The sequence below is a fragment of the Pseudomonas sp. Leaf129 genome (genome assembly GCF_001423465.1).
Classification (GTDB): Bacteria; Pseudomonadota; Gammaproteobacteria; order Pseudomonadales; family Pseudomonadaceae; genus Aquipseudomonas; species Aquipseudomonas coleopterorum.
Map to the genome: position 1 here is coordinate 578,613 of NZ_LMOC01000006.1, position 18,079 is coordinate 596,691.

The window sequence follows — 18,079 nt, forward strand, 5'->3', positions numbered from 1 at the left end:
TGCGGTTTTTCCATGACAAGCAACGGCGATTACAAAACGTTACGCCTGGTGGGCAGTGACGTAATCGATGGCAGCTTGAACGGTGGTGATTTTCTCGGCTTCTTCGTCAGGAATCTCGGTTTCGAATTCCTCTTCCAGAGCCATCACCAGCTCAACGGTGTCCAGGGAATCGGCACCCAGATCTTCAACGAAGGAAGAAGAGTTGGTGACCTCCTCCGCTTTGACGCCCAGTTGCTCGGCGACGATCTTCTTGACGCGTTCTTCGATGGTGCTCATACCTTGTTTTCACTCCTAATGGACATATGTCAGGCGGCTGGCCGGTACGTAAGTTTATAGAAGAAGCTCGGCTTTTCAAACTGAAAGCGTCACTGCGACCCTACGCGAGCCCGCCACCTAGAATTCGGATGCAGCTTTATAACGGATTTTGGATGCCGGGTAAGACATTTTTTTGAAGCCATCCGTCACAATTTTCGTTACATGTACATGCCGCCGTTCACCGGAATTGTAGCGCCGGTCACGTAGGCTGCACCGTCGGAAGCCAGAAAACCGACCACTTTGGCGATTTCGTCGGCCTGCCCCAAACGACCCAGCGGAATCTGCACCTGCAGGGATTCCCGCTGCGCTTCAGGCAGCTCGCGGGTCATGTCGGTGTCGATGAAGCCAGGCGCCACCGAGTTCACGGTGATCGCGCGCGAACCCACTTCACGGGCCAGGGCACGGCTGAAGCCTTCGAGACCGGCCTTGGCTGCGGCGTAGTTTACTTGGCCGACGTTGCCCATTGCACCCACAACCGAGCCGATGCTGATGATCCGGCCCCAACGTGCCTTGGTCATGCCACGCAGTACGGCCTTGGACAGGCGGAACAAGCTGTTGAGGTTGGTATCGACCACATCATGCCATTCGTCGTCTTTCATGCGCAGCATCAGGTTGTCGCGGGTGATACCGGCGTTGTTGACCAGAATCGCCGGCGCGCCGAACTGCTCCTGAATCTTGGCCAGGGTGGCGGCCACCGATTCGTCGCTGCACACGTTGAGTTCCAGGCCGGTACCTTCGATACCATGCTCCTTGAGCGTTGCGGCAATGCGCGCGGCGCCGCTCTCGGAGGTGGCGGTACCGATGACGGTGGCGCCCATGCGACCCAGTTCCAGGGCGATCGCCTGGCCAATGCCACGGCTTGCGCCAGTGACCAGTGCAACTTTACCTTGCAGGCTCATGCAAGTTCTCCTTGATCAGGCTTGCGCCGCGCGAGCGGCAGCGAAAGCTTCGGGGGTGTTCAGGTTTTCGGTGCTCACGCCATCGGCGCAGCGCTTGTTGAGGCCGGCCAGGACCTTGCCCGGACCGCACTCGACCAGACGTGGTGCACCCTGGGCTGCCAGGTACTGCACGGTTTCGACCCAGCGCACCGGTTTGTACAGCTGCTCGAGCAGGTCGCGCTTGAGGGTTTCGAGATCGGCCGGTACGCCGGCACTGACGTTCTGTACGACCGGGATCTGCGGCGCCTGCCAGTCGATGGCGTTGATCGATTCGGCGAAGCGTTCGGCAGCCGGCTTCATCAACGCACAGTGCGACGGCACGCTGACCGGCAATGGCATGGCGCGCTTGGCGCCCTTGGCCTTGCACAGTTCGATGGCACGGGCAACGGCCTGTGCGGCACCGGCAATCACTACCTGGCCCGGGGAATTGAAGTTGACTGCACTGACGACTTCACCCTGCGCAGCTTCGGCGCAAGCAGCCAGCACATCGGCGTCTTCCAGGCCGAGAATGGCCGCCATGGCGCCCTGCCCGGCCGGCACGGCTTCCTGCATCAGTTGGCCACGACGCTCTACCAGCTTGACCGCATCGGCCAGCGACAGGCAGCCAGCGGCAACCAGCGCGCTGTATTCGCCCAGGCTGTGGCCGGCGACATAGGCCGGACGCTCGCCACCCTCGGCCAGCCACAGGCGCCAAAGCGCGATGGAGGCAGCGAGGATGGCAGGTTGCGTCTTGTCGGTCTGGTTGAGGCTTTCGACCGGGCCTTGCTGGACCAGCGCCCAGAGGTCATAACCCAGGGCGTCGGACGCCTCCTTGAAAGTGTCCATGACCAGAGGATACTGTTCGCCCAGTTCGGCCAGCATGCCGAGCGACTGGGAACCTTGCCCCGGAAAAACGAATGCGAGGGATGCAGACATTGAACAAGCCCTTGTGTGATCTTGTTGCCGAAAATTTCGACGCCGGAAGCGTACCCGGCGCGCTGAACTCAGAGTTGGATAACCTATGCCCGCCCGTGGTCACATTCAAGCACTGGGGGCCAGGCATGCCTAAAGCAGCATCTGCGCCAACCGCCCGTGCAGGCGCTGGGGCAGGTTTTCACGAATCTCGTCGCGTGCACGGTCTATCGCGCACTGCAAGCCCTCCACGCCCGCGGCGCCGTGGCTCTTGACCACGATACCCTGCAGGCCGAGGAAACTGGCGCCGTTGTAGCGCGCCGGCGCCAGATCGGCCTGCAAGCGCTTGAGCAGCGGCATGGCCAGGGCGCCCACGGCCCGCGCCATCAGGCTGCTCTGGAACAGCGCCTGAACGCGTTCGGCAAACATCCCGGCCAGCCCCTCGTTGGACTTGAGCAGAATATTGCCAACGAAACCGTCGCACACCACCACATCGGCCTCGCCTCGGAACACCCCGTCGCCTTCGATGAAGCCGGTGTAGTTCAAGCCCTGAGCCTTGCGCAGCAGAGTCGCCGCCAGCTTGACCTGCTGGTTGCCCTTGATGTCCTCGGTACCGACGTTGAGCAGCGCCACCCGTGGCCGTTCGACACCCAGCGCTTGAGCGGCCACCGACCCCATCACAGCGAACTGATACAGATGCTCGGCGCTGCAATCGACATTGGCGCCCAGATCGAGCAACTGGCAGTAGCCTCCCCGCGTGGGGATGGCGGCCATCATCGCGGGGCGGTCGATACCGGGCAAGGTCTTGAGCAGGTGCCTGGACAGCGCCATCAAGGCCCCGGTGTTGCCCGCGCTGACCACGGCCTGGACCTGCTCGTCGCGCAGCAATTGGAGCGCCACACGCATCGAGGAATCGGGCTTGCCGCGCAACGCCTGTGACGGACGCTCGTCCATGCCGACCACTTCGCTGGCGGCAGCGACGTGCAGGCGTGAGCGATCCACCGCCGGCTGGCTGGCAATCAGTTCTTCAAGGAGTTGAGGATGACCGACGAGGGTCAGGTGCAGCGAGGGCGTAGCGGACAGGCAGGCAAGGCTGGCCTGAACAATGCTGCGGGGACCGAAGTCCCCGCCCATTGCATCAATCGCGACGGACTGAGCGGACAAGATTTACTCGTCAGCGCCCTTGTCGATCACTTTACGGCCACGGTATACGCCTTCTGGCGATACGTGGTGACGCAGGTGCACTTCACCGGTGGTCTTTTCGACCGACAGGGTGCTTGCCTCGAGTGCGTCGTGCGAACGGCGCATGTCACGGGCAGAGCGGGATTTTTTGTTCTGCTGAACAGCCATAATTGATTAACTCCTAAACGTTTGGGTCACGCTTTAACTGCGCCAATACACTGAACGGGTTGGACCGCGTTACCTCGTCCTCGCTCGGATCGGGATCATCTGCTCCCGCCGGCTGCTGGCATTCTTCCGGATGATGAGCAGGCACGATGGGCAAGGCGAGCAACAGCTCCTCCTCGACCAGCGCCTGCAGATCCAATGGATCTTCGCCCAGTTCCAGCACGTCATAACCTTTCGGTAACGACTGGGTGTTCGCACCCTCCTTCACCACGGCGTAACTGCATTCGCTGTGGATCGGCAGGGTTACCAGCTCAAGACAACGCTGGCAAACCATCTTGACTTCGACGTCCAGGCAGCTGTGGATGACCACGGCCTTGCGTTCGTCTCGTTCGAAGATGAATTTGGCCTGCACCGTACCGACGTTGTCGGAAAGCGGGTCGCAGAGTCTCTCCAAATCGGCCAACTGCAGCGAACCTTCAAGGGTTACGCCACGATCTGCCAATTTGCGCGGGTCAACGTGAGGTGGAATCGGGTCATTCAACATAGGCGCAGCATTCTAGGGACGCCCCCCTCGCCTGTCAAAGGAAATTCGGACCTGGGTGCGTGATAGAGTGGCCGTTCATCCACAGGAGCCTGCCATGCCCGCCCTGCTACTCGCTTCAAGCTCGCCCTACCGCCGCGAACTGCTGTCGCGGCTGCGTCTGCCGTTCACCTGCGCCTCGCCCGATATCGATGAAAGCCACCTGCCAGACGAGCCGGCGTGCGCCTTGGTCAAACGCCTTGCGGAGCAAAAGGCCAGGGCACTGTCGGCCGCCCACCCAGGGCATCTGATCATTGGTTCGGATCAGGTCGCGGTGCTGGGCGAGAGGATCCTGGGCAAGCCGCTGGACTTCGAACGTGCGCGCGAACAGTTGGTCGCTGCCAGCGGTGCATCCGTCACGTTTCTCACCGGTCTTGCGCTATTGAATGTGGACAGCGGCGAGTGCCAGGTCGATGTGGTGCCGTTCACGGTGAACATGCGCCGGCTCTCGACCGTAGCCATCGAGCGCTACCTGCTGGCGGAAAAGCCCTATGACTGCGCCGGCAGCTTCAAGGCCGAAGGGCTGGGCGTGAGCCTGTTCCAGAGCACCGAAGGCCCGGACGCCACCAGCCTGGTCGGCCTGCCACTGATTCGCCTGGTGGACATGCTGCTCAAAGAAGGTGTGCAAATCCCTTGAGTCCTGCAGGGCGATCACGGTCGCCTTCGCGGGCAGAGGGCCCGCGAAAGGGCCCTTGACCGCCCCGCATGACCTCAGCGCAGACTCGGCCCCTGAAACCCCATCCACATGGCGATCTGGTCGGCAACGCTGGCACCCAGCTTTTTCGAGAAACGGTCCAGCGGCGACTCCTTCACGGTGAAGTCGACCATATCCTTGGCGCCGATCACGTCACGGGCAACCATACTGCTACTGCCCAAGGCATCGACCAGGCCCAGTTGCAGCGCCTGCTCGCCCGACCAGATCAGCCCGGAAAACAGCTCCGGATGTTCCTTGTCCTTGAGTCGATCGCCACGCCCGGCCTTCACGCTGTCGATGAACTGTCGATGGGTCGTGGCCAGAACGCCCTTCCAGAACTCGGTCTCATCGGCGCGCTGCGGTTGGAACGGATCCAGGAAGGCCTTGTGCTCACCCGAGGTATAGGCGCGTCGCTCCACGCCCAGCTTTTCCATGGTGCCGACGAAGCCGTAGCCGGCCGCGGTCACACCGATGGAGCCGACCAGGCTGGATTTGTCCGCATAGATCTGATCAGCCGCGCTGGCAATGTAATAGGCACCGGAGGCGCCCAGGTCGGCGATCACTGCATAGACCTTGATGTCCGGGTGCTCACCGCGCAGGCGACGGATCTCGTCGTATACGTAGCCGGATTGCACCGGGCTGCCGCCAGGGCTGTTGATGCGCAGGATCACGCCTTTCACCTTGGTGTCTTCGAAGGCGCTGCGCAGGCTGCCGACGATGTTGTCCGCGCTCGCCGCTTCCTTGTCGGCAATCACACCGCGAACGTCGATCACGGCGGTGTATCCGGATGCACCACTGGTGGCGGCCTTTTCCATGTCCAGCAACGGCGAAAACAGCAAGATCGCGCCGAACAGGTAAATAAAGGTCAAGAACTTGAAGAATATGCCCCAGCGGCGTGCGCGGCGCTGCTCCTGAACACTGGCCAGCAGAGTCTTTTCCAGCAATCGCCAGCTCTTCTCGTCGCCGATCGGAGCGCTTTCTTCTTCGCTGCGCGGCGCTTTCCATTGGTCAGACATTCTCTACTCCTTGCTCAAGGCCACGCGCACCGGCGCGGCGACTGTCCAGCCACTGCGGCAGTTGATCGAACGACTCGATACACAGCTGCGGTTCGTATTGCCGCAGCACGTCCAGCGGCAAGGCGCCATAACCCACTGCGACGCTGTGCATGCCGGCATTGCGGGCCATCAATAGATCGAACGAGGCATCGCCGACCATCAGCGAACGCTCAGGCCCCACCTCACAATGGCTCATGATCTGCTCGAGCATCAGAGGATGAGGCTTGCCGCGGGTTTCATCGGCCGCCCGGGTGATGTCGAAAAAGTCCTCCCAGCCGTGGGCCTTGAGCACACGGTCCAGCCCTCGGCGCGCCTTGCCGGTGGCCACCGCAAGGCGGTAACCCTGCTCGCGAAACCCGAGCAAGGCCTCGCGGACCCCGGGATACAACAAGGAAGGGCTAGCGTCCAGGGCCATGTAGGCATCGGCATAGTGATCGCGCATAGCCATCACCTGTACGTCGTCGAGCTGGGGATACAACACGCTGATGGCTTCCGGCAAGGCCAGGCCGATGATGCCCTTGACCGCCTCGTCACTGCAGGGCGGATACCCCGATGCCGCCGCTGCGGCGTGCATGGCCTCGACGATCCGGCCAATGGAGTCGCACAGGGTGCCATCCCAGTCGAAAATCAGCAGTTTGTAATCAGCTTGCACTCAGTCGCTCCACGGTCTTGGCCCAGACCTCGTCAACCGGCGCCTCGACCTTCAGCTCGCCGCCATCGGGCAGCGGCACGGTCAGCGCGTAGGCATGCAGGAACAGCCGCTTGCCGCCCAGGTCGCGAATCTCCTTGGAAAAGTTCTCGTCGCCGTACTTGGTATCGCCCGCGATCTCGTGACCGGCGTGCAGGGCATGCACACGGATCTGATGGGTGCGCCCGGTGATGGGGCGTGCTTCGACGATGGTCGCGAAGTCGCCGAAGCGACGCAGCACCTTGAACAGGGTCAGCGCTTCCTTGCCTTCTTCGTTGATCTCGACCATGCGCTCGCCGGAGCGCAGGTTACTCTTGAGCAAAGGCGCATTGACCTGTTTCTTGGCAGTCGCCCAATGCCCTCGAACCAGGGCCATGTAGCGTTTGTCGACACCGTCGCCACGCAGCGCCGCGTGCAGGTGGCGCAGCATGCTGCGCTTCTTGGCGATCATCAACAGGCCGGAGGTGTCCCGGTCCAGGCGATGCACCAGCTCGAGCTCCTTGGCATCGGGACGCAACTGGCGAAAGGCTTCGATCACACCGAAGCTCAGGCCACTGCCGCCGTGCACGGCAATGCCTGCCGGCTTGTTCAGCACGATCAGTGCCTTGTCTTCGTAGACGATGGCGTCCTCGAGGCGCTGCAGCAGCCCTTGCGCCACCGGCACCGGCGCGTCGCGCTCGGGCAGGCGCACCGGCGGCACGCGCACGATGTCGCCAGCCTGCAGCTTGTATTCCGGCTTGATGCGCCCTTTGTTCACTCGCACTTCGCCCTTGCGCAGGATGCGATAGATCAAGGTTTTGGGCACGCCCTTGAGCGCCGTGATGAGGAAGTTGTCTATGCGTTGGCCGGCAAGTTCCGGCGCAACCTCGATCAGCTGAACGCCGGAGGTTGGGGGAGTAGTAGTCGTCATGGCCGCGATCATAACAATTTTTTATGGATTTGAAGCACTTAATGATTGCTGCTATAGTCGCGAACGCCGCCATAAGCGGCTGGGCAGCGGACAAGCGGTTATGAACCAGCCCTGACCAACGCAATTCTCGAGGACGCGAGGCCGTCCTACGGGGCTTTTGCCAGTTACGGAGTATTTGAGGGCAACGCCCGCGCAGGTGCGAGAAGGCCGATGAAAGCCCAGGAACCCCGGCATACCGGACACCTTCCTGCCTTTGTTCGACGCCACTCCCGCTTCGCAGTCGCTCTCACCCAGTTCAGGCACAAGCTTCGGAAACCCAACGCCTTAGTCATACAGGGCGAACTTTACGAATTGAAGTTCGCGATATTGCCAACCCGTTGCGGATTCAGCGCACGGCAGCACCCGAATTATCAGGGATACGTGTAGGGTGGAGATGCACAACCGTCGGACCGTGTAGTACCGCGTCACGGCAGGAAGCAGCCTCAGGCACTTCTGCCATGCCGGTCTTGAACAAGACGCTCAAGGGCGTCCACGCCAGACGATTGATTCCTCCTCCTGACTGAGTGCTTTTGACACCACAGCAAGCAGGACGCGTCGTCGCGGTTCCGCCCCTGTTGGGCAGATATCGCTGGACACTGCAGTGGCCTAGGCCCTGTTGACGCACCTGACACCGACCGTGAGAAGTCGTGTGTGCCGAACGCCGTTTCCGGCAGCCCGGAAACCGACGGTACTACATGAAAAGAATGCTGATTAACGCAACTCAACCCGAAGAGTTGCGTGTTGCCCTGGTAGACGGCCAGCGCCTCTACGACCTGGACATCGAGTCCGGCGCCCGCGAGCAGAAGAAGGCCAACATCTATAAAGGCCGCATCACTCGCATCGAACCCAGCCTTGAGGCCGCCTTCGTCGACTTCGGCTCGGAACGCCACGGCTTCCTGCCCCTCAAGGAAATCTCCCGCGAATACTTCAAGAAAAACCCTGAAGGCCGCGTCAACATCAAGGAAGTCCTGAGCGAAGGCCAGGAAGTCATCGTCCAGGTCGAGAAGGAAGAGCGCGGCAACAAGGGCGCAGCCCTGACCACGTTCATCAGCCTGGCCGGTCGTTATCTGGTGCTGATGCCCAACAACCCACGGGCCGGCGGCATCTCCCGTCGCATCGAAGGCGAAGAGCGCAACGAGCTGCGCGAAGCACTCAATGGCCTGGTGGCTCCTGCCGACATGGGCCTGATCGTCCGCACTGCCGGCCTGGGCCGCAGCAGCGAAGAGATGCAGTGGGACCTGGACTACCTGCTGCAACTGTGGACCGCGATCAAGGAAGCCTCCCTGGACCGCTCCGCGCCATTCCTGATCTACCAGGAAAGCAACGTCATCATCCGCGCCATCCGCGACTACCTGCGCCAGGACATCGGCGAAGTGCTGATCGATAGCGTCGAAGCCCAGGACGAAGCCCTGACCTTCATCCGCCAGGTGATGCCGCAGTACGCCAGCAAGATCAAGCTGTACGAAGACAGCGTCCCCCTGTTCAACCGCTTCCAGATCGAAAGCCAGATCGAAACCGCTTTCCAGCGCGTGGTCGAACTGCCTTCCGGTGGCTCGATCGTCATCGACCCGACCGAAGCACTGGTGTCCATCGACATCAACTCGGCGCGCGCCACCAAGGGCAGCGACATCGAAGAAACCGCCCTGCAGACCAACCTCGAAGCCGCCGAAGAGATCGCTCGTCAGCTGCGCTTGCGCGACATCGGCGGCCTGATCGTCATCGACTTCATCGACATGACTCCGGCCAAGAACCAGCGCGCCGTGGAAGACAAGGTCCGTGAATCGCTGGAAGCCGACCGCGCTCGTGTCCAGGTGGGTCGTATCTCCCGTTTCGGCCTGCTGGAAATGTCCCGTCAGCGCCTGCGCCCTTCGCTGGGCGAAAGCAGCGGCATCGTCTGCCCACGCTGCAGCGGCACCGGGATCATCCGTGACGTCGAATCGCTGTCGCTGGCCATCCTGCGCCTGATCGAAGAAGAAGCCCTGAAGGACCGCACTGCCGAAGTCCGCGCCCAGGTGCCGATTCCAGTCGCTGCCTTCCTGCTCAACGAAAAACGCAATTCGATCACCAAGATCGAGCTGCGCACCCGCGCCCGCATCGTGATCCTGCCGAACGATCACCTGGAAACGCCGCACTTCGAAGTGCAGCGCCTGCGCGACGACAGCCCGGAAGCGCAGAACAGCCAGTCCAGCTACGAAATCGCCGCCGCCGAAGTGGAAGAAGTACAACCAGTGGCCGCGACCCGCACCCTGGTTCGCCAGGAAGCGGCGGTGAAAACCGCGCCGACCCGCACTGCCGCTCCGGTTGCCGCCGAAGAAGCAGCGCCCGTTGCGGTAGCTGCGCCCGCACCGGCTCCACAGATCGCCGAGCCAAGCCTGTTCAAGGGTCTGGTCAAGTCCCTGGTCAGCCTGTTCGCCACCAAGGAAACGCCTGCCGCTCCGGTGGTCGTCGAGAAGCCTGCCACCACCACTCCCGAGCGCCCAGCACGCGAAGAGCGTCGCAACGGTCGTCAGCAGAGCCGCAACCGCAGCAGCAATCGCCGCGACGAAGAACGCAAGCCGCGCGAAGAACGCGCACCGCGTGAAGACCGCGCCGCCCGCGAAGATACACCCGCAGCACGCGAAGAACGCCCTGCCCGCGCACCGCGTGAAGAGCGCCAGCCGCGCGCCCCACGTGAGGACCGCCGTCCACGCAATGGTGGCGACGACGCACCACGGGTACGTGAACTGCGTGAGCCTCTGGACGCACCGACCGCTCGCGAAGAACGCCCCGCCCGCGAAGAGCGTGCTCCACGTGAAGAGCGCGTGACCCGCGAAGAGCGCGCTCCTCGTGAGGAACGTGCACCGCGTGAAGAGCGCCCAGCCCGTGAAGAACGCGCACCACGCGAGGAACGTCCGGCCCGTGAAGAACGTCAGCCTCGCGTTGCCCGCGAAGAGCGCGCAGCGCATCCGGAACAGGCATCCGAAACCGACGCCGACACCACCGAAGACGTGCTCAACAACGAAGAGCTGCTGCAGGACGACAACCAGGAAGGCAACGACGGCGATCGTCCGCGTCGCCGCTCCCGTGGTCAGCGTCGCCGCAGCAACCGTCGCGAACGTCAACGCGATGCCAACGGCGACGTGATCGAAGGCTCGGAAGAGTCCAACGAGTCGACGACCGAAGGCGATTCCAACGGTGCAGCCCTTGCAGCCAGCGTTGCCGTGACTGCAGCGGTCGCGGAAAACGCCATCAGCGCTTCTGCCGAAGCCCAGGCCCACGAGCAGGCCGAACAGGCCAATCGCAGCGTGCAACCTGCCGCTACCCAGGAAGCCAACGCCGAAGGCGAAAGCCTGGCCGCGCCGGAAATCGTCGCCACTGCGCCGACTGCCGAAGCCGCCGTCGACACACCGGTTGCCACCCCTGTCCAGGCAGATAGCCCTGCCGAAGTCGAACGCCCTGCAACGGTCTCGGCACCCGACACCTGGGCTGCGCCTGCCAACGAAAGCGCTGCACCTGTGGTCGAGCAACAGCCCGTCGTCGAAGCAGCCAAGCCTGCCGAGACCCACGAGCCGGTGCAGCAGGACGTCGCGGAACCGGTGGAAGTAACGCCTCCGTTCGACACTACGCCAGAGCCGATCAGCCAGCCAGGCACCGATGTCGAAGTGGACGCACCGGTGGTCGTCGATCCAGCACAGGTCAACGAGCCTGCGTTCCAGCCGCGCGCCGTGCCAGCCGCAGAAGAAGTGCCTTCGTTGCCTGCCGAGCCTGCCCTGCACCAGATCAGCGAACCTGCTGCTGTGGAGCCGTCGCCTGTCGAGCCAGTCTCGGTCGAACCTGCCGCCGTCGAGCCTGTGACGGTCGAACCGGTCATCGCGCCGGTTGCCGAACCTGCGCCTGCGAGCGAGCCTGTGGTGGTTGCACAACCCGAGCCGCTCAAGGAAGCCGAACCGGCACCGGTGCTGCCGAGCAACGGCCGTGCGCCCAACGATCCTCGCGAAGTGCGTCGTCGCAAGCGCGAAGCCGAGGAAGCAGCGAAGCTCGCCGCGCTCAAGCCTGAAACTGAAGTATCGAGCGCAGCCGACAGCGCGCAGGGTACTCAGGACGAGCCCAAGCCGCTGGTGTAATCATTGCGTGTGAATCAGCCCCCGCCGCCAACGCGCCGGGGGCTTTTTCTTGCCTGCCGCTCAGATATCCGGGCTGATTTGAAGCTTAATGCATCTAATGCGTTGACAGCCTGCCAGGTATCTGTAGAATGCGCCTCCACAGACGCGGGATGGAGCAGTCTGGTAGCTCGTCGGGCTCATAACCCGAAGGTCGTCGGTTCAAATCCGGCTCCCGCAACCAAACATCGGAAGGGCCACTCTATAAACGGGTGGCCTTTTTCGTATGCGCTCGAAAAAGCCCATAGCCACCTAACGAAGGCTGCGCGCGAGCAATGTGAAAATTGCTTTACAGTTGGCCAGGCGCCGGTCACCCATGGCGCACAGGCGTTAGAATGGCGCGAATTATTTTTTCCACAGGGATTGGTACTTTGACGGGATCCCGGCATCCTGTTGCGCACAATCCAAGAGGTGATTGATGCGCTCTGACTTGCCCGACTCAACCGCTATGGAACTCCCACCTGCCGCTGCCGCCGGCCCGATAAAGCCCGAGCGCGCTCGCTGGCTGGATCTGCTGAGCCGCTACCGGCAGCCGGTGGGGCTGGCCGTTACCCTGTTGCTGTTTGCCATCGCCCTGCTCGCCTGTCGGCATCTGCTCAGCGAACTGGACATCTACGCGCTGCACGACTCGGTACTGGCCACGCCGCCCGCCGCACTGGGCGGAGCCTTGCTGGCCATGGTCTGCGGCTTCATCATTCTGCTGGGCTATGAATGGTCCGCCAGCCGCTATGCCAATGTGGCTCTCCCGGCACGCACCTTGGCCCTGGGGGGCTTTACCTCATTCGCCATCGGCAACGCCATCGGCTTGTCGATGCTGTCCGGCGGTTCGGTTCGTTACCGGCTGTACTCGCGACTGGGCGTAGGCGCGGGCGAAGTCGCGCGCATGACCTTGTTCGCCAGCCTTTCGCTGGGCTGTGCATTGCCGCCGCTTGCCGCCGTGGCCACCCTGAGCAGCCTGCCCGCCGCTTCGCTGGCCCTGGGGCTTTCGCAAGGGCTGCTGGGAACCATCGCCGCGATCGTGCTGCTACTGACTGCCCTGCTGGTGCTGGGCGTCTATCGACGTCGTCTTGCCGAGCAGCCGCTGGCCGATAACCTGCTGGTCCGTGCCGGACGCCGCACCCTGCGCTTGCCGAGTGCGCGCCTGACCCTGCTGCAACTGGTCATCACCGCACTGGACGTGGTGGCAGCCGCCACCGTGCTCTATCTGTTGCTGCCCGAGGCTCCGCCGTTCGGTGCCTTCGTGCTGATCTACCTGCTGGCCCTGGCCGCCGGTGTGCTCAGCCACGTACCTGGCGGTGTCGGGGTCTTCGAGGCGATTCTGCTCGCAGCGTTCGCCGACACCCTGGGCGCCGCGCCCCTGGCAGCGGCGCTGCTGCTGTATCGCCTGATCTATGTCGTGCTGCCGATGCTGGTGGCGTGCGTGCTGCTGCTGGCCAACGAAGCGCGCCGTCTGTTCTTCGCCCAGCAGGCCATTCGCGTGGCCTCCGGGCTTGCCGCTCCGATCCTGGCGGTGCTGGTGTTCCTGTCCGGCGTCGTGCTGCTGTTCTCCGGTGCGACCCCAGAGATCGATACGCGCCTGCAGGACCTCGGCTTTCTGATCCCCCACCGCCTGATCGATGCTTCGCACCTGGGTGCCAGTCTGGTGGGCGTGCTGTGCCTGCTGCTGGCACAGGGGTTGCGCCGTCGCCTGTCGGCCGCGTGGGTATTGACCATGGTGCTGCTGCTGGTAGGTGCCGTGCTGTCGCTGCTCAAGGGCTTCGACTGGGAAGAGGCCTCGCTGCTGTGCATGACCGCACTGCTGCTCGCCGTCTTCAAGCGCTCCTTCTACCGGCCCAGCCGACTGCTGGAGTTGCCGTTCTCCCCGCTGTACCTGATCGCCAGCGTGTGCGTGGTGGGTGCATCGATCTGGTTGCTGTTCTTCGCCTACCAGGACGTACCCTACAGCACCAAGCTGTGGTGGCAGTTTGCGTTGGATGCCGATGCACCTCGCGGCCTGCGTTCGGCCCTGGGCAGCGCAGTGTTGTTGATCGTGGTTGCGCTGACCTGGCTGCTGCGCACCGCGCGCCCGGTGATCCATCTGCCCACACCCGAGGAACTGCAGCGCGCCGCGACCATTCTCAAGGCGTCTCACCAGCCCGATGGTGGCCTGGCCCTGACCGGCGACAAGGCGCTGCTGTTCCACCCCAAGGATGAAGCCTTTCTGATGTATGCCCGCCGCGGGCGCAGCTTGGTTGCGCTGTACGACCCCATCGGCCCGACCCAGCCGCGCGCCGAAATGATCTGGCAGTTCCGCGACCTCTGCGACTTTCACCACGCGCGCCCGGTGTTCTATCAGGTCCGGGCCGAGAACCTGCCGTTCTACATGGACATCGGCCTGACCGCGATCAAGCTGGGCGAAGAAGCCCGGGTCGACTTGTACGCTTTCGATCTGGAAGCCAAGGGCAAGGAGATGAAGGACCTGCGCTACACCTGGAACCGCGGCACCCGCGACGGTCTGTCACTGGAGATCTACGAACCGGGACAGGCGCCGCTGGACGAGCTCAAGGTCATTTCCGATGCCTGGCTCACGGGCAAGAACGTACGGGAGAAGGGTTTTTCCCTGGGCCGCTTCAGTCCGGAATACCTGAACCATTTCCGCATCGCGATCGTCCATTTCGAAGGCAAGCCCGTGGCGTTCGCCAACCTGCTGGAAACCGACAGCAAGGAGCTGGCCAGCCTGGACCTGATGCGTGCGCATCCCCAGGCGCCCAAGCTGACCATGGAGTTCATGATGGTAGGCTTGATCCAGCACTACAAGAAACACGGCTACGGGCGCTTCAGTCTGGGCATGGTGCCGCTGTCCGGTCTGCAACCGCGACGCGGTGCTCCCCTGACCCAGCGCCTTGGCTCGATGGTGTTCAATCGTGGCGAGCAGCTGTACAACTTCCAGGGCCTGCGCCGGTTCAAGGACAAGTTCCAGCCTACCTGGGAGCCTCGCTACATGGCCGTGCCGGCGGGCCTTGATCCGCTGGTGGCACTGGCCGATACCGCCGCCCTCATTGCAGGTGGCCTGACAGGATTGGTGAAACGCTGATGATTCGACGTTACTGGCGCAAGTTGTTCGCCTTGATCGTGGTAATGCTGCTGGCAGCTGCCGGCTACTACTGGTGGGCCACTCGCCCTGTCCCGGCTGCCCAGCTCAGCGTACAACGCCTGAGCAACGGCAGCGAAGCTCGCGATGTCGTCCCCGGTACGCGGACCAAGTCCCGGGTGGCGATCGCACTGCCCGCCGCCGAAGCCCTGACCGACAAGCAGTTGCTGGACTTGAGCCGGGACGCCTCCGCGCACATCGTCCAGGTGATCCTGCCGGAAACCGACTGCAGCGCGCAGCAAGCCGCCTTGAATGCCGCCATCGAGCGCCTCGACGCCAAACCGGATCTGGTGGCGGGGATCGGTCCGGGCGCCTCGCTGGCCTGGCGCTGGCTGGCCACGCAGGACAACGACAAGGCCCAGGCCGTGTCGGTGGATCTGAGCGTGGAGAAGCCCGACGGCTGTGTACCGGAGTTGCCGAAGAAGGCCGAGCATGGTCAATGGATGGTGGCCTGGAACGACAACCCCGACGACGCCAGCGCCGCGTTCGTGCGCGACCAACCCAATGCCCAGACCGTCATCAGCGATTACGACGTGAAGCTGCCGCAGGTGTTGAAGAATCAGGTCACCGATATTCTGGTCGGCGATGAAGGTACCCACCTGGCCATTCCGGTGGTCGAGGTGCCCGCAACGCAGAGCAACGACACCGTCAGCCTGTTCCTTTCCGGCGACGGCGGCTGGCGCGACCTCGACAAGGCGGTGGCCGGGGACATGGCGACCATGGGTTACCCGACGGTAGGGATCGACACCCTGCGCTATTATTGGGAGCACAAGACACCCGAGCAAAGCGCCGACGATCTGGTCGAACTGATGCATTACTACCGACAGAAATGGGGCGCGAAGCGCTTCGTGCTGACCGGCTATTCGTTCGGTGCCGACGTGCTGCCAGCCATTTACAACCGGCTGCCCGCCGAGGAGCAGAACAGCGTCAGCGCGATCATCCTGCTGGCCTTCGCGCGCAGTGGCAGCTTCGAGATCGAGGTCGAGGGATGGCTGGGCAATGCGGGCAAGGAGGCACCTACCGGCCCGGAAATGGCCAAGCTGCCGGCCGCCAAGGTAGTCTGCGTTTATGGTGAGGAAGAGGCCGATGAAAGCGGCTGCACCGAAGCCACCGCAGTGGGTGAGAAAATGAAGCTGCCAGGCGGGCATCACTTCGACGAGAACTACCCGGCGCTGGCCAAGCGTCTGGTGCAGCAGATCGACAAGCGTACCGGCTCGAACTGATCCGGCTCTAAAAACAAAGCCCCGGACAACAGGTGCCGGGGCTTTTTTGTGGGGGTCAGGTAGGGCCTCTTCGCGGGCACTGCTCGCTCCTGCAGGGGAGTCGAGTCAGCAATGGGCATGCCCTGCCGCTGCCTCTCCCTACATCTCCACCTGCGTGCCTAGCTCGATCACCCGATTCACTGGCAGCTTGAAGAAGCGCAGGTTGCCGTTGGCGTTCTTCAGCATGAAGGCGAACAACTGCTCGCGCCAACGCGCCATGCCGGCCAGCTTGGAGGGGATCACCGTTTCGCGACTGAGGAAATAGGTGGTGCGCATCGGGCTGAAGTCCAGGTCCGGCAGATCACAGAGGGCCAAGGCACCCGGTACGTCCGGTTCATCCATGAAGCCGTAGTGCAGAATCACCCTGAAGAACCCCTCACCATAGCTTTGCACTTCGAATCGACGGCCCATTGGCACCCGCGGCGTGTCCTCGTTGACCACCGTCAACAGCACCACTTGTTCATGCAGCACCTGGTTGTGCAGCAGGTTATGCAACAGCGCATGGGGTACGGCATCGGAGCGCGCGGTCAGGAACACCGCCGTGCCTTGGACGCGATGCGGTGGCTGCACGCTGATGCTGCCGATGAAGATCGGCAGCGGCAGTCCGCCCTCGTCGATCCGCTCGACCAGCAGTTGCTTGCCGCGCTTCCAGGTGGTCATGAGGATGAACAGCACGGTCCCCGCCAGCACCGGAAAGGCACCGCCCTGGATGATCTTCGGCACGTTGGCGGCGAAGAACAGGCCATCCACCAGCAGGCAGCCGATCAGCACCGGCACCGCCAGCACCGGCGGCCATTTCCACAACAGCAGCATCACCGCCGAGACCAGAATGGTCGTCATCAGCATGGTGCCCGTGACCGCCACACCGTAGGCCGAAGCCAGAGCGCCGGAGGATTCGAAGCCGATCACCAATAGCACCACGCCGACCATTAGTGCCCAGTTCACGGCGCCGATGTAGATCTGCCCCTGCTCGCTGCTCGACGTGTGCTGAATGTGCATGCGCGGAATATAGCCCAGCTGAATGGCCTGCTGGGTCAGGGAAAAGGCGCCGGAAATCACCGCCTGCGAAGCGATCACGGTGGCCAGGGTGGACAATGCCACCAAGGGCACCAGGGCCCAGCCCGGCGCCAGCAGGAAGAACGGGTTGCGCGCCGCTTCGGGGTTCTCCAGCAGCAGGCCACCCTGACCGAAGTAGTTCAGCACCAGAGCGGGCAATACCAGGATGAACCAGGCGCGAGCGATCGGCTTGCGGCCGAAATGGCCCATGTCGGCGTACAGCGCTTCGGCACCGGTCAATGCCAGCACCACGGCTCCGAGGATCGCCACGCCCATGCCGGGATGAACGATGAAAAAGCGCACTGCCCACACCGGATTCAACGCCTTGAGCACCTCGGGGTGCTGGTACACGCCGTACGCGCCGAGCAGCCCCAGCACCAGAAACCACATCACCATCACCGGCCCGAACAGCTTGCCTATGCGCTGGGTGCCGTGTTTCTGGATCAGGAACAAGGCCACCAGCACCACCAGGGCCATCGGCACTACCCAGCGCTCCAGGCCATCGAAGGCCAGCTCCATGCCCTCGATCGCCGAAAGTACCGAGACGGCCGGAGTGATCATGCTGTCGCCGTAGAACAGCGCCGCACCGGCCAATCCGCACACCACCATCAACGCGCGCAGCCTGGGCAGTGCTGAAGTGGCACGGGTCGCCAGTGCTGTCAGGGCCATGATGCCGCCCTCGCCCTGGTTGTCGGCGCGCAGCACGAACAGCATGTATTTGATCGAGACCACCCAGATCAGCGACCAGAAGATCAACGAGAGGATGCCCAGCACGCCATCGTGGGAAATGGGTACGCCGTAGCCCCCGGAAAAGACCTCCTTGAGGGTGTACAGCGGACTGGTGCCGATGTCGCCATATACGACGCCGACCGCTGCCACCAGCATGCCGATCGGGCGGGCTGTCGAATGCCCACCATTGCCGTCACTACTTGCCTGAACCATCGACTACTCCTGCGACCTTGATTTGTAACGCCATGTGGCGCGACGCGGCGAAGCATAGCGCAGCACTCGTCGTAATTCCTCGCATAATGCTGG

At 63.1% G+C, this 18,079-nt stretch carries 14 protein-coding genes and 1 tRNA gene; 5 read left to right on the forward strand and 10 right to left on the reverse strand.

Translation table 11 applies throughout. The features are described from left to right. Nucleotides 1–39: 39 nt before the first annotated feature. From acpP to ASF66_RS10720, 6 genes are all read right to left on the reverse strand, one after another. On the reverse strand, nucleotides 40–276 hold the full coding sequence (acpP, locus tag ASF66_RS10695) for an acyl carrier protein (protein ID WP_049862239.1): 237 nt from the start codon (nucleotides 274–276) through the stop codon (nucleotides 40–42). 197 nt (nucleotides 277–473) lie between these two features. Beyond that, nucleotides 474–1,214, reverse strand: a complete 741-nt coding sequence (gene fabG / locus ASF66_RS10700) for a 3-oxoacyl-ACP reductase FabG (RefSeq protein WP_049862240.1) — start codon at nucleotides 1,212–1,214, stop codon at nucleotides 474–476. 15 nt (nucleotides 1,215–1,229) lie between these two features. Then, on the reverse strand, nucleotides 1,230–2,168 hold the full coding sequence (fabD, locus tag ASF66_RS10705) for an ACP S-malonyltransferase (protein ID WP_056843825.1): 939 nt from the start codon (nucleotides 2,166–2,168) through the stop codon (nucleotides 1,230–1,232). 129 nt (nucleotides 2,169–2,297) lie between these two features. Beyond that, nucleotides 2,298–3,308, reverse strand: a complete 1,011-nt coding sequence (plsX, locus tag ASF66_RS10710) for a phosphate acyltransferase PlsX (protein WP_082484626.1) — start codon at nucleotides 3,306–3,308, stop codon at nucleotides 2,298–2,300. A 3-nt stretch (nucleotides 3,309–3,311) separates the two neighbouring features. Continuing rightward, nucleotides 3,312–3,494: a 50S ribosomal protein L32 gene (rpmF, locus tag ASF66_RS10715; RefSeq protein WP_003179396.1), complete on the reverse strand. Its 183-nt coding sequence runs from the start codon at nucleotides 3,492–3,494 to the stop codon at nucleotides 3,312–3,314. Between the two features lie 13 nt (nucleotides 3,495–3,507). Beyond that, nucleotides 3,508–4,035: a YceD family protein gene (locus tag ASF66_RS10720; RefSeq protein ID WP_043185209.1), complete on the reverse strand. Its 528-nt coding sequence runs from the start codon at nucleotides 4,033–4,035 to the stop codon at nucleotides 3,508–3,510. Between the two features lie 94 nt (nucleotides 4,036–4,129). Here ASF66_RS10720 and ASF66_RS10725 point away from each other — a divergent pair, with 94 nt between their 5' ends. Beyond that, nucleotides 4,130–4,708, forward strand: a complete 579-nt coding sequence (locus ASF66_RS10725; RefSeq protein ID WP_056843827.1) for a Maf family protein — start codon at nucleotides 4,130–4,132, stop codon at nucleotides 4,706–4,708. Between the two features lie 74 nt (nucleotides 4,709–4,782). On the opposite strand, the gene ASF66_RS10730 is transcribed toward ASF66_RS10725, so the two are convergent. From ASF66_RS10730 to rluC, 3 genes are read right to left on the reverse strand one after another with little or no spacing between them, the layout of a single operon-like run. Continuing rightward, complete coding sequence (locus tag ASF66_RS10730) at nucleotides 4,783–5,781, reverse strand: S49 family peptidase (RefSeq protein ID WP_056843828.1); 999 nt, start codon at nucleotides 5,779–5,781, stop codon at nucleotides 4,783–4,785. Beyond that, nucleotides 5,774–6,472: an HAD-IIIA family hydrolase gene (locus tag ASF66_RS10735; RefSeq protein ID WP_056843829.1), complete on the reverse strand. Its 699-nt coding sequence runs from the start codon at nucleotides 6,470–6,472 to the stop codon at nucleotides 5,774–5,776. Before ASF66_RS10735 ends, ASF66_RS10730 begins: the two co-directional genes overlap by 8 nt. After that, the gene (gene rluC / locus ASF66_RS10740; RefSeq protein WP_049862372.1) at nucleotides 6,462–7,418 is read right to left on the reverse strand and encodes a 23S rRNA pseudouridine(955/2504/2580) synthase RluC; all 957 of its coding nucleotides are present in this window, start codon (nucleotides 7,416–7,418) and stop codon (nucleotides 6,462–6,464) included. Before rluC ends, ASF66_RS10735 begins: the two co-directional genes overlap by 11 nt. Before the next feature lie 734 nt (nucleotides 7,419–8,152). Between rluC and rne the strand changes: the two genes are divergently transcribed. The 4 genes from rne (at nucleotide 8,153) to ASF66_RS10760 (ending at nucleotide 15,949) form a co-directional block, all read left to right on the forward strand. Beyond that, nucleotides 8,153–11,560, forward strand: coding sequence for a ribonuclease E (gene rne, locus ASF66_RS10745; protein WP_156463175.1), 3,408 nt, complete (start codon nucleotides 8,153–8,155; stop codon nucleotides 11,558–11,560). Between the two features lie 143 nt (nucleotides 11,561–11,703). Then, nucleotides 11,704–11,780: transfer RNA gene (locus ASF66_RS10750), tRNA-Met, on the forward strand. A gap of 234 nt (nucleotides 11,781–12,014) precedes the next feature. After that, nucleotides 12,015–14,669 carry a bifunctional lysylphosphatidylglycerol flippase/synthetase MprF gene (gene mprF, locus ASF66_RS10755; RefSeq protein ID WP_056843831.1) on the forward strand — a complete coding sequence of 885 codons (2,655 nt, stop codon included), beginning with the start codon at nucleotides 12,015–12,017 and terminating at the stop codon, nucleotides 14,667–14,669. Then, nucleotides 14,669–15,949, forward strand: coding sequence for a virulence factor family protein (locus ASF66_RS10760; protein WP_056843832.1), 1,281 nt, complete (start codon nucleotides 14,669–14,671; stop codon nucleotides 15,947–15,949). Before mprF ends, ASF66_RS10760 begins: the two co-directional genes overlap by 1 nt. A gap of 138 nt (nucleotides 15,950–16,087) precedes the next feature. On the opposite strand, the gene ASF66_RS10765 is transcribed toward ASF66_RS10760, so the two are convergent. Next, nucleotides 16,088–17,986 carry a potassium transporter Kup gene (locus ASF66_RS10765; RefSeq protein ID WP_056843833.1) on the reverse strand — a complete coding sequence of 633 codons (1,899 nt, stop codon included), beginning with the start codon at nucleotides 17,984–17,986 and terminating at the stop codon, nucleotides 16,088–16,090. Between the last annotated feature and the right edge of the window lie 93 nt (nucleotides 17,987–18,079).